1 protein-coding gene is annotated in these 423 nt (G+C 74.0%); it reads right to left on the bottom strand.

Annotation, left to right across the window (positions count from 1 at the left end; genetic code table 11):
• A partial coding sequence (locus IF89_RS39740) for a hypothetical protein (RefSeq protein ID WP_043194997.1) occupies nucleotides 1–423 on the bottom strand: 423 nt, incomplete at both ends.

The raw sequence follows: 423 nt of genomic DNA, 5'->3' as shown, positions 1-423 counted from the left end.
CCACTGGGAGTAGTCGGCCTCGGACAGCACCCGGGCGCCGTCGGCGTCGGGTTCCTTGGCGTAGGCGCCGTCGCGGTAGTTGTCCGCGGTCCGCAGGGGGCGGCCCAGCGCGTCGAGGGTCTCGGTGACCCGACGGCCGTCAGGCGTGGCCGTGACCGTGACGGTAGGGGAGGGGTAGGTGATGCGGGTGGTCTGCGGCTTGCCGGAGTCCGGCAGCACCGTGTGCACGGAAGGGCGGCCCTGGCGGTCGTACTCCGTCCGGGAGACGACCCGCCCGCCCGGCCCCATCTCCTCCAGCACGGCGCCGGTGGCCAGGTCCACCACCCGCGAGGCGGAGGTCTCGGCGTCCGTGCCGGGCGCCACGGTGGTGGTCTCGGTCAGGCGTCCGTCCTCCACGGTCCGGCTGACCTCAGTCTTCAGCTC

The sequence above is a fragment of the Streptomyces sp. NRRL F-2664 genome (genome assembly GCF_000719345.1).
Taxonomy (GTDB): Bacteria; Actinomycetota; Actinomycetes; order Streptomycetales; family Streptomycetaceae; genus Streptomyces.
The sequence above is the reverse complement of the archived record's forward strand: the minus strand, read 5'-3'. Positions and strand labels throughout refer to the sequence as shown.